This window comes from Vibrio sp. J383, assembly GCF_023503985.1.
Classification (GTDB): domain Bacteria; phylum Pseudomonadota; class Gammaproteobacteria; order Enterobacterales; family Vibrionaceae; genus Vibrio; species Vibrio splendidus.
This window is the reverse complement of sequence record NZ_CP097293.1, coordinates 2,104,667-2,116,811: the sequence shown is the minus strand read 5'-3', so window position 1 is coordinate 2,116,811 and position 12,145 is coordinate 2,104,667. Positions and strand designations below refer to the sequence as shown.

The following is a 12,145-nucleotide window of genomic DNA, read 5'->3' as shown; positions in this document are numbered from 1 at the left end:
ATTTAGCAAATGCCATGCCAATTTAATAAGCCTTATATATCAATAATTTAATCCTTTATAGCGTTTATTGTGCGTATAAAAAAACCGCTTGGGACATTTTGTCTCAAGCGGTTCATTGAGTATTTAGTCAAAATGTACCTATTCTTTGTGTGGTATATTTTGTCCCATCTCTTTCAGGTCAGCTTCGTCTGACATTGTAGCGTTATCATCTGATACTGTGTTTTTGTACAGTTGTTTTTCTTGTTCGGTTATTTCGGCACTTTCTGACGTTTCAAATTCATTATCAGATACCTCAAGATCGCTTTCAGAATGTTCTAAAACTTCACTTTCATCTTTACTATCAATGACTTGGTCTTCTTCTGGCGTAGTGTCTTCTTCCGTTTTGTCTTTAACCCAATCACGCAAGGTTTCCGCCACCCCTTCAGAAAGAGACTTCAAATTACTGTAATCGTCGTCGTAATCATCTAAACCATCACGAACATTGAATTCTTCGGAAAGGAATAATTTACGCAATGCGGCTTTTTTTACGCTTTCTGAGGCTTCTGATACCAATAATTGAGCAACAGACAAGTCTTCAGTGGCTTCTGGTGCGGGATCTTGAACGTCAGAAGCATGAACTTCTTCATTGGTTTCTAAAGCATCACTCTCTAAAGACTGAGGCGCTGCTGCTTCCATTTCAGACGAAAGATCAGCAGGCGAAATCTCAGAAGATGAAGAATCAGAGGAAGTGAGTGCTGGTGCTTCCAGTGTTTGCTCTACTTCCAAAGGTTCGTCAGTGGATTCGTCAAGCTTTCGTTGAGACCAACGGCTAAAGAAGTTAGTTGCCATTAGATCTACCCGCACCTTTACGTTTCTTACGTCTTGCTTCTAGCAATTCACCATGACGGCCGATGAAGGCTTCCATCCAAGCCTGTACGGGCAAAGGAATATCGTAAGACAACACTTGGTTGTCACCGTCCATGTATTGCCCTGCAACGGTTTGTGATGCTGTAAGTAACTGAATAACTGGCTTGACACCAGAATCGACATTATCCATCACTAAGAAAAGCTTAGGTTGCTGAGAGCTTAGGTTGAAACGATAGTCTGTACGCTCGTCTTTATGTAATTGGAGTAAACAAACGTCTTGGGCATCGTCTTCTGGCGACAGTTCAAACCCCGTCAATTCCCATTGAGTAGTTACCCAGATACCTGTTTTGATCTCTTTTTCTATTCTTTGGACACCGATTGGCCAAGCTGCTTCTGTTTTTTCATATTGTTCTTTGAATTCTTTTATCTCAGACATACTTCACCCAATTGATTTTCTTTGGTCTGAATGCACTTAGGACATTTTGTACTGTGCGCAATCATATACACCCCATAAAGCAATAAACACGCCAATACGGATTAACTGCGAGAGCGTATCTATATCGTTATCAAGTTGTCACTATAACGTTAGTCGATACTGGTTATTTCAGACAACTCCACTCGGTGAACTCTCATATTTTGCGCTATTTTAATCGAATGCTTCATGTTTTCCTGAATACCCGTTATTTTGGAATAAGATTTGCTTTAAGCATGAGTTAAAGAATCGATGAACAAGAACGGCGTTAGACCCTCTTGTTAACTTCTTATCTCTTAAAATCGCTATCTCATTAAGTAGGACGTGACTGTGGTAAAACCAAACATAATAAAAACTAGTGAAAACCCACTTCAAACAATCGAAGTTGAAGTGTTTGATGAATATGGTGAGAAGCTAACCAAACAGATCGCTTGTGAACGCCCTCTTACCGTTATGTTGAACTGGAAAGAGATCGTAACCCTGATGACGCTTGGCTCGCGCCCTGAATCTTTAGTCTTGGGTTATTTGAAGAACCAAAGCTTCCTTTCTGACCCTGAAGCGGTTGAATCTATCATCATCGATTGGGAAACCAGCTCTGCAGCGGTTATCACCAAAGAAGATACGAGCCAACTTGAGCAAGCGCTTAAGAAGAAGACGGTGACCTCTGGCTGTGGTCAGGGCACCATGTTTGGTAACGTGATGAAGCAGTTGGAAGATTACCAAGTGCCTCAGACCAAAATTAAGCAAACTGAAATTTACACGGCTTTAGAAGCACTGACTCATTACAACGACACGTACAAGAAAGCTGGCGCGGTACATGGTTGCGCTGTTTGCAAAGACGACAAGGTTCTATCGTTTGTTGAAGATGTTGGCCGACACAATGCCGTTGATACATTGGCTGGTGAGATGTGGCTTAACAAAGAGTCAGGTGAAGACAAGATCTTCTATACCACAGGTCGTTTAACGTCTGAGATGGTGATTAAGGTTGCTCAGATGGGTATCCCTGTTTTGCTATCACGTTCTGGCGTGACGCAAATGGGCTTAGACTTGGCTCAGCAATTTGGCATCACGACCATTGCTCGCGCTAAAGGCCTGCGATTCCAAGTGTTCACTGGCGCAGAGAAGATTGAATTCGATGTAAAAGGTGAACAAGCTTTATCTGAAAGCTAGGTTCAAAAGCCCTGTTCATGCCTAATTAAAGCTGATTTTAGGCGAACGATATAGCTAAACAACAATGCCGCTCATAACCTTGATGAGCGGCATTTTTTATTTGTTCAAAGTTTATTTCAAGATATGCCTAGTAAGCTATATAGCTTGGAGGTTTCTATCAACGGTGCCCACTGATTTTTGCTTGTAGATAAATAACGGCTCCCTCGACCTTAGTCGTAAACGAATCTTGCTTTAACAACTTAATAAGCTATTAGTTACATATTCATCATTTAAATAAATCTGTTAATTACAAAATAAATATGAATATCAACGTCACTGGCTTAAAGGGAATTAACCATGAGTAATCCATCGGAACCTCAGCGTCATTCGCTGTCTCTTTCAATACGCAGTAAATTCATTCTAATCAACCTCACCCTGTTTGTTTCAGTCTTTATCTATGCCATCTACGAGCAGTTTAGCTTAGATAAGCTTGAATCCTTGGAACGTGCTGCCACTGAAAACTTGAGGAGCTCTGTTGACCTACTCACCCTGAGGCGACACGAAAAAGATTTCTTATCTCGCCACGATATCAAATACGCAGAACGCTTCGACAACACCGCCAACACCCTGAATCAACGATTGGTGACTTTGAACCAAACTCTAGCTTCATACGAGCTTCATTTATCCGACCAAATGACACGGATTTCGGACACTCTTCATCAATATCAAAAGCAGTTTCACCAAATTGTCGAACAAGTAAATAACATTGAACGTACGACCGCGCCTTTAGGTTTTGTCGCTGCGTTAGATGGCAAAAGAACCGCGTTAAAATCAGCGATCGAATCTGAATCGAGTTTGGCTCTAGAGCTTGCGTTGTTGGAGTTGATTGAAAAAGACTTCCACTATCTCGCTCATATTAATGACCAAACACATATGGCGTTAGCTGATGCTCTTAAAGAGTTTGAACCCTACTCTCAAACTTCGGTTGCTACAGAGCAAGCCTATTCGGATTACAAAGCTGCGGTTGAAACGCTTCTTCTGGCTAACACCAATTTAGGCTTGTCGGCAGAACTCGGTCTTAGAGGCGCCTTACGTAGCAACGTCCACAAAACAGAACAAGCTATTGAAACGGTACAAACCGAGATAAGCCAAGCCATCACAACGGCGAGTACACATACCAAAAATACATTGCATCTGTTTGGTGCCGCCATCGTCGCTCTGCTCTCTTTATTGTTGGTGTTCATTGGTCGCAACATACTTGCGCGAATCAAAGCGATAAACGTGATGATGGAATCAATCGCCAGTGGAGATGGTGACTTAACCGTTCGCATGAATGCCAAAGGCAATGACGAACTCGCACAACTTGCTCACTCGTTCGATACCTTCATCAATAAACTGCACGGTAACATCAAAGAGCTATCCGGCGTGATGACGGTGCTGACCGATAGTTCATGTAGTTCTGAAGAAGCGGCAATCAAAAGTATGAGTAATGCTGAGAAGCAGAAGCAACAATCTGAATCTGTAGCGACGGCAGTTAATGAGCTGGTGATGACCAGTAATGAAGTGACGGCGAACATAGAAAACGCAGCGATGAACGCTGAGAAGATCAAAGACAATGCACATCAGGCGTTGCAAGAAACCCTCGCAACTAATGACAGCATTAATGTGCTAGCCGACAATATTGCAGAGTCTCAAAACCTAATTGTTCAGCTCGAAGATCAGAGTCGCGAAATCAATCAGGTCGTTACTACGATTCAAGGCATTGCGGAACAAACTAACCTACTCGCGCTAAATGCAGCGATAGAAGCTGCACGTGCTGGTGACCATGGACGCGGGTTTGCAGTCGTGGCCTCTGAAGTCAGAGAGCTTTCGCTAATGACTAACGATTCAACCCATCAAATTGAATCGACCATTCATGGCCTAACGTCTGGAATAGCAAAAACGGTCGCTAAGATGTCGGTAAGCTTAGAGCAAACAGGATTAGTTAAGCATCAAACCAAGGATGTGGTAAATGCGATTGAAGGGATACACTTTCAGGTTGGAGAGATGTTCGACTTAAACAGCCAGATTGCGACGGCGTCTGAAGAACAATCCATGGTTTCAGCGGACATCGATCGGAACATTACCGATATCGCTCATTTAGCCAGTGATACTCATACCGTGGTATCTGGGTCTGTCCGTTGCAGTGAACAAGTATCGAGCGTGAGTGTGAAGCTTGAGAAGATTGTCGCGCAGTTTAAGTATTAATGAGCAGTGTAAGTATTGATGAGTAAAGGTATTTGCGACCAACCACTCGACGTTTTTTAATACAAAGAGATTGATATAAAAAACTGATATGAAAAACAAAAGGCCTCTATCTTATTCATTAAGATAGAGGCCTTTTTAATCAGGGATACGTACTAACGTTGTATTACGTATTCATGTTTAATGCTTACTAAGCGCGTGCTTTCAAGAACTCAGCGTAAGTACCGCGGAAATCGTTGATCTTGCCGTCTTTGATTTCAAGAACACGAGTCGCTAGAGAGTCTACGAATACACGGTCGTGAGATACGAAGAACAATGTGCCTTTGTAGTTCTCAAGAGCCAAGTTAAGCGCTTCGATAGATTCCATATCCATGTGGTTCGTTGGTTCATCCATTAGCAGGATGTTTGGTTTGTGCATCATGATCTTGCCAAGAAGCATACGACCTTGCTCACCACCAGAGATAACCTTTACCGACTTCTTGATGTCGTCTTGACCAAATAGCATACGACCTAGGAAGCTACGAACAACTTGCTCGTCTTCGCCTTCTTGACGCCATTGGCTCATCCAATCAAACAGGTTTAGATCTTCTTCAAAATCATGTGCGTGATCTTGAGCGTAGTAACCGATGTTTGAGTTTTCAGACCACTTATATTCACCAGTACGCGCTTCTAGGGCACCCGCTAGTGTGTTAAGTAGTGTTGTTTTACCCACACCGTTCTCGCCGATGATAGCAACACGCTCACCTACTTCGAAAATCGCATCGAACTTGTTGTATAGGTCTTCTTCAAAACCTTGAGATAGGTTTTCAACCACAAGTGCGTTACGGAATAGCTCTTTAGACTGTTCGAAACGGATGAATGGGTTTTGACGGCTAGACGCTTTTACTTCATCTAGTTGAATCTTGTCGATCTGTTTAGCACGAGATGTCGCTTGTTTCGCTTTAGATGCGTTAGCAGAGAAACGAGAAACGAACGTTTGAAGTTCAGCAATTTGTGCTTTCTTCTTCGCGTTATCAGAAAGTAGACGTTCACGAGCTTGTGTCGCTGCTGTCATGTACTCATCGTAGTTGCCAGGGAACAGACGAAGTGCGCCGTAATCAAGGTCAGCCATGTGTGTACAAACTGAGTTTAGGAAGTGACGGTCATGCGAAATGATGATCATTGTGCAGTTACGTTGGTTTAACGTATCTTCCAACCACTTGATGGTGTCCATGTCCAGGTTGTTCGTTGGTTCGTCAAGAAGCATGATATGCGGGTCTGCAAACAGTACTTGAGACAATAGAACACGAAGTTTCCAACCCGGTGCTACTTCGCTCATTAGACCGAAGTGCAGTGATTCTTCAATACCTACCGCAAGAAGAAGCTCACCTGCTTTCGCTTCTGCCATGTAACCGTCCATTTCAGCGAACTGAACTTCAAGATCAGCCACTTTCATGCCGTCTTCTTCGCTCATTTCAGGCAAAGAGTAGATACGGTCACGCTCTTGCTTGATCGCCCAAAGCTCTTTGTGACCCATGATAACCGTGTCGATTACCGTGAATTCTTCATAAGCAAACTGGTCTTGGTTTAGCTTAGCAACGCGCTCATTTGGATCGTAGCTTACGTTACCAGCACTTGGCTCAAGTTCACCAGAAAGGATCTTCATGAACGTCGATTTACCACAGCCATTCGCGCCGATTAAACCGTAGCGGTTGCCTTCGCCGAACTTAACTGAAATATTTTCGAAAAGTGGCTTAGCGCCGAATTGTTGGGTGATATTTGCTGTGGAGATCAATGCCGTTACCTTTTTAATGTGAAAAACGCCGCAACGTTACTTCTTCGGGGCTTTAACTGCAAGTCTTGATTGCAATTACTCGCCATTAAGTGAGTGATAACCTAGCCAAATCATAGTTTGAGCTGACTCACATTTTTGATTGTCTATTTGTCGTTAAAAAACCATCTACTTTCAGGAAAAACAAAATATCGAACAGCACCCCATAATGGGCGGTATATAACGTCCCAAATCATGCCAACCATTGAATATATCGTATGCTGATTGGTCACAGTAAAACTAACCCGATCAAAGCAACAACAGACATAGGCAAGATCAGCCTAATCTCTGACAATTTCATGACAAAATCAGCCAAAACGGGAATAAAGTACTCGCCCCCGATACGGGGTTGGATTTCACAAAGTAAGATTAACTAACTATAGTAATCCTAACCTCATAATTCTAAGAGACTTTTATGCGTTCACTTTCGCGCTTCTTAATCTTCACTTTAGCCATTCTCTCTTGGCCGAGTCATGCCAACTTGGAATATGACTTACAATCTCAGCCTCAGGTCTCTAATACTGCTGTAGATCTGGATAAGCGTATTGGTTCCCTACCTGACCCACTCTTTATGGAGCAGTCGGACAGACGCCAAGTCAACATTTTACTTGCCGAAGTTCTGCGAGTTCAAAAGCTGGAAATCAAAACCTTCGAGCAACAGGTAAAAGCCTATAGAGATAACAACGACGCCGATCAATGGTTTGCCGTGCAAACGAGCTACGTCACTTTGAATAGCTTGAACGTAAGTAAACAGCATCTTTTAGAGCAGACAAACTCCGCGAATAAAGAGCGCTTAACCGGTTTTGGCCCATACGGCGTGACTCAATTTAAACAAGAGTGGGAATTAACCAAGCTCAATATTGAGTATCTTGTTTACTTCCAAATTCGTAGCTTTAAAGCATTAGTTAAAGACATTTTTATTTCTCCAGTGCCTGTCATTTGGGCTTCTCTAAAGGTGCTGTTCATTTACTTCGGTTTAGTATGGTGGCTTGCCAACAGCACTCGCTTGATTGAGTTGTTTCGAGTTAACTTTCTCGAAGCGAAAACGAACCCTCCTTTTCTGGTTCGTGTGATTTGGTATATCAGCCGCGCTGAGCGTGCGATTGCTTGGTTAATCGCCATCACACTTTCTTTGAGAGTGCTTTCTAGCATCCCTAGCCTGCAGCACCTGATTTTCCTAGAAATATTCACGTGGTGGATTCTAGGTGGTTCGATTGCTATCAGCTTTATTCTTGAATTTGCGTATCGCTTGGGTCGCACATCAAATCAAGAAGTCATCGCGCTGAGACTATCGACGATTCGTCGCTATGTTTGGAGTATTATTGTTGCCGGTCTGACTTTGCAGATATCGAGCATCACACTGGGTAAAGGTACCATTTATAGCTGGATCTACAGTGCGCTGTTTTTCTGGTTTGTGCTGGTCACGATATCGGTACTTAGATTATGGAGAGCGAAAGTCTTCGATACGCTGCAACACATCTCTGATCGTCCGGTGTGGGTTAACTGGGCGGTAAACCGTAAGGAAACCTTCTTACTTAATATACTGGCGACGGCAATTGGAATCGTGTGGTTGAGTGTTTACAACTTCCAACATCGAATCATGGCATTGCTTTCTAGTTACACGTTGTTTAGTCAGGCCTTAGCTTATCTCTTTCGAATCGAAGTGGCTAAGCAGTCTGATCTTGATAAAAACCAACAAAACTTGGTTCGAATCAAAGGAGACAAAACCTATGAGTACATTCTGCCGGGTAATATCGATAGCACCTTAATTGATTACGCGGGCGATGAGGTTAAGCAACTCTCTCGTTATTTGATGTCGGACAGCCCTGCTATTTGTATTGTTTCAGGCGAACGTGGTGTGGGCGCTACAACGCTGCTTTATACCTTGCTGCATAAAGTATCCAACGCAGAGCCTGTTTACGTGAGTTGCCCTTACGCGGGTTACCAAGAGCTCTTAGCGCATCTAGCCGTGAGCATCGGCTTGGAAGAAGAAGCGACTGAGATTCAGATCTTGGCGCACCTACGTAAAAGTAACACCACGTACTTAATTGCGATTGATAATGCCCAACGATTGGTTAAGCCAATGGTCGGTGGCCTGTCTGATTTGATTCGTTTAACCAACCTACTGCGTCGTTCTAAAAAGAATCACCGTGTCGTGATATCGATTGCCAAATCAAGCTGGCGATTTGTTGATAGAGCGCGTGGTGAGCGTCTGCTGTTTGATTTGGTGTGTTTCCTACCACGTTGGACAGAAAAACAAGTCGGTGATCTTCTAAATAGCCGTATCAATACGGAACTTGAAAAGCCGTTATCGTTTGATGGTTTAGTTGTCCCTAAGCAGTGGGACCAAGATGACATGAGTGAAGAAGAACGTGCACGCCAAGGTTTCTATCGAATCTTGTGGCACTACTCTGATGGCAACCCTACCGTTGCGCTGCGATTCTTTAGGCTCTCTTTGAACCGAAATAAAGAGACAGATCAAGCCGTGGTACGTTTGTTCCATGTTCCTGAAGCGCAGGAACTCGAGAACATGCCAAAACCTATGCTGGCTGTACTTCGCTCTATCGTGCAACTGGAAATAGCTTCTCCGGAAGTGTTGTCTGAATGTACTCAACTGAGCATTGCAGAGATAACCGGGATTCTACGTTATTTTGAAAGCCGTGGTTATATTGGTTGGCATGAAGAAAAGGCTCGAATTTCTGAGCACTGGTTCCGCCACATTACAAACGTTCTCGACCGTCAACATCTACTGGTGAAGTAAAATGAAGAAGTTATTTATCCTACTATTTGTTGGCTTGGCAAGTGCTGTCAGTTTCCCGACCTTTGCGACGGAAGAGTTAGCTAACGTAGAAAACATCTCAAAGATTGCGAGTTTGGTGCGTTGGAGCGGTGTGTTCTTCTCCATGATCGTTATTGCCGCAATGTGGTTGTTACTGAAGTTCATCAATTCGTTGGTGACCAGTTTTGGTAGTCAGTTCGTGCAATATCGAATGCTGCTACAGAAACTGCAGTCGTTTACTCAATTCTTTATTTACGTGAGCACCGGCCTTATCGTGTTCATGATGAGCTTTCGAATCAACGATCAAATACTGGCTTTGATTGGTGGTACCCTCGCCGTGTCGGTCGGCTTTGCGCTTAAAGACTTGGCAGCATCATTCATCGCCGGTATCACTGTGATGATTGACAGACCTTTTCAAGTTGGTGACCGCGTCACGTTTGAAGGTAACTATGGCGACATCATTACCATTGGTTTGCGTTCTGTTCGAATGAGAACCCTGAACGATGACATCATCACGATCCCGAACAACAAGTTCTTAAACGAAGTAACGACCAGTGGTAACTATGGCGCGCTGGATATGCAGGTGGTGATTCCATTTTATGTCGGTATGAATGAAGACATCACCCTAGCTCGAGACTTGATTCAAGAAGCGGCGTCTTCAAGTCGTTACATCCACTTGCCGAAGCCTGTTACGGTTCTGGTCAAACAGACGATCACGGATAATTACTTGGCGATACAGTTAACTTGTAAGGCCTATGTGGTCGACACGGCGTATGAGAAGCTGTTTGAAACCGATATTACCTTGCGTGTGATGAAAGAGTTTAGAAAGCACAATATCAACCCTCCGAAGATTTCAGTAACTGCACATTAGCAAGGTTGGCTTAACGCGCTTCTTTTTCTTAACGCGCTTCTTTTGTTGAGCAAGTTAACAATCCAGTCATCTACAAACAAAAACACCTCCGAACTTGTCTCAAGTGCGGAGGTGTTTTTTTATGAGGTTTTCGCTTAGACCTTAAAGTACTTTAACTGATCAGTAAGGTGTTCTGTAGTGTTGGCCATTTTCTGGCTATCCTCAGCTAACGACTGTGAAGCTTGCAATACTTCGTTAGCCGCCAGATGAATCCCTGTGACACTTTCACTCATTTCGGTTGCTACCGTGCTTTGTTGCTCCGATGCGGCGGCGATTTGTGCGACCATGTCGTTGGCGTTGTGAAGCTCATTCACAATCACATCGAGTTGTTGGCGTGTTTCGTTAGACGCGACAACACTGTGATCGACTTTCTCATTGCTGCTTTGCATTGCTTTAAAGGTACGCTCGGCTTGCTGAGTCAGTTTTTCAATCGTCGATTGAACTTCATTGGTTGAGTTTTGAGTGCGGCTTGCGAGGTTACGGACTTCATCTGCGACTACCGCGAACCCTCTTCCTTGCTCACCTGCTCGGGCTGCTTCTATTGCCGCATTAAGCGCTAACAAGTTCGTTTGCTCAGATACATCACGTATCACGCTCACCACTTGGCTTATCTCTGTGACACCAGATTGTAAGTCTCTGACGAGATCATTCGCGGTCGAAATGTTTTCTGACACCTGAGATATGGTTTTAGACGTTACTTGCATGTTCTGGTCGTTCTGATTTGCGTGCTCAACAACCTTATTGGTGCTTGCGGCAGTATTTTCAGCATTCACAGCGACATCAGAAATCGTGGCACTCATTTCTGTCATCGCTGTCGATAGCAACTCAAGCTGTGCATGCTGTGAGTTAACACTGGTCGCAGCCTCTTCACTGGCTTGTGCAATGTGACTCGCCATATTGCTGGATAAACCTGCTGATTCATTCGCTGTACGAAGCGTGCTTTGTAACTTGTTGAGCATGGTATCAATTTGATTACTCATATCGCCCAGTTCATCTTTGCGTGTCATGTTCATGCGTACACGAAGATCCCCATCTGCAATCTTATGGGTGTTGTCGATAAGCTTGTTAAGTGGCACAAGGATATTGTTAGAAATCGCGTAGCCCATAGCAAACAACAGGCCTGATAATACAACCGCGACCAGTCCCTCTTTGAGCGCTAATGCATAGAAAGCGTCTTGAATATCCGCAACTAAGATTCCCGAGCCTACAATCCAATTCCACTCAGGGAATAGCTGTACATATGAGATCTTGTCTTTGAGTTCACCTTGCGGGCTCATCCATTGATAATCAAGAAACCCTTTCTCCTCTGGGGTACGTGAAATGTTCACCATCTCACGCCAGTGGTGTTTACCTGCACCATCTTTAAAGTTACCTGCGTTCTTGCCATTGAGTTCAGGTTTTAATGGATGGATAACAACGTTGAGTTGTTGGTTTAAGATCCAGAAATAATTGGTGGTGTCGTAACGAAGCGTTTCAATTGCTTGCAGCGCTTGTTTCTTTGCTTCTTCTTCACCGAGTACGTTACGTTGGCTGTAATAGTAGCTCGCTAAGCTGACCGCGGTTTCGACTTGAGCACTGAGTTTATCTTGGCGCTCTTGCATTGAGCTTTCACGTTGTTGCATTAGGTTGAAAGATGACGCCATTACCAATAGAACAACCGATAAAATGACGATCGAGATAAGTTTTGATTTAATAGATAGATTACTTAATTTCATAGCTGACTGACTTTATTATATTTTTTGATTATGAATTTGGGGTCAATGTATCAAAAATCCGTACAGTTCAGATGATATGCATCAAGATCAAAAGATATACACTGTGTTACATATTCAAAAAGAGGTACTCGTCAAACAGGCAGAGGTTGAGATTTAGTTGGCGATAGTTTAGTAGTGCGGGATTTTCGTGCTTGGGCTGAAACGTTCATGTAACAGCCCA

Annotated in this window: 8 protein-coding genes; 4 read left to right on the top strand and 4 right to left on the bottom strand. The window is 43.5% G+C overall.

The genetic code is table 11. The features are described from left to right. Positions 1-138: 138 nt before the first annotated feature. Together M4S28_RS09655 and M4S28_RS09650 are read right to left on the bottom strand one after the other, a co-directional pair. Positions 139-828, bottom strand: coding sequence for a DUF3306 domain-containing protein (locus M4S28_RS09655; RefSeq protein WP_249631713.1), 690 nt, complete (start codon positions 826-828; stop codon positions 139-141). Then, on the bottom strand, positions 818-1,282 hold the full coding sequence (locus M4S28_RS09650) for a DUF3305 domain-containing protein (protein ID WP_004733736.1): 465 nt from the start codon (positions 1,280-1,282) through the stop codon (positions 818-820). Before M4S28_RS09650 ends, M4S28_RS09655 begins: the two co-directional genes overlap by 11 nt. Positions 1,283-1,648: 366 nt before the next feature. Here M4S28_RS09650 and fdhD point away from each other — a divergent pair, with 366 nt between their 5' ends. Next, positions 1,649-2,488 carry a formate dehydrogenase accessory sulfurtransferase FdhD gene (gene fdhD / locus M4S28_RS09645; RefSeq protein WP_249631712.1) on the top strand — a complete coding sequence of 280 codons (840 nt, stop codon included), beginning with the start codon at positions 1,649-1,651 and terminating at the stop codon, positions 2,486-2,488. A gap of 336 nt (positions 2,489-2,824) precedes the next feature. Further along, a complete protein-coding gene (locus M4S28_RS09640; RefSeq protein ID WP_249631711.1) occupies positions 2,825-4,714 on the top strand; it encodes a methyl-accepting chemotaxis protein in 1,890 nt (629 codons plus the stop codon). A gap of 187 nt (positions 4,715-4,901) precedes the next feature. Here the strand turns inward: M4S28_RS09640 and M4S28_RS09635 are convergent, their stop codons facing one another. Next, positions 4,902-6,485, bottom strand: a complete 1,584-nt coding sequence (locus M4S28_RS09635) for an ABC-F family ATPase (RefSeq protein ID WP_017077249.1) — start codon at positions 6,483-6,485, stop codon at positions 4,902-4,904. 451 nt (positions 6,486-6,936) lie between these two features. On the opposite strand from M4S28_RS09635, the gene M4S28_RS09630 reads away from it, so the two are divergent. After that, positions 6,937-9,282 carry an ATP-binding protein gene (locus tag M4S28_RS09630; protein WP_249631710.1) on the top strand — a complete coding sequence of 782 codons (2,346 nt, stop codon included), beginning with the start codon at positions 6,937-6,939 and terminating at the stop codon, positions 9,280-9,282. A 1-nt stretch (position 9,283) separates the two neighbouring features. Then, positions 9,284-10,171: a mechanosensitive ion channel family protein gene (locus M4S28_RS09625; protein WP_004733762.1), complete on the top strand. Its 888-nt coding sequence runs from the start codon at positions 9,284-9,286 to the stop codon at positions 10,169-10,171. Between the two features lie 134 nt (positions 10,172-10,305). On the opposite strand, the gene M4S28_RS09620 is transcribed toward M4S28_RS09625, so the two are convergent. After that, complete coding sequence (locus M4S28_RS09620) at positions 10,306-11,925, bottom strand: methyl-accepting chemotaxis protein (protein WP_249631709.1); 1,620 nt, start codon at positions 11,923-11,925, stop codon at positions 10,306-10,308. Between the last annotated feature and the right edge of the window lie 220 nt (positions 11,926-12,145).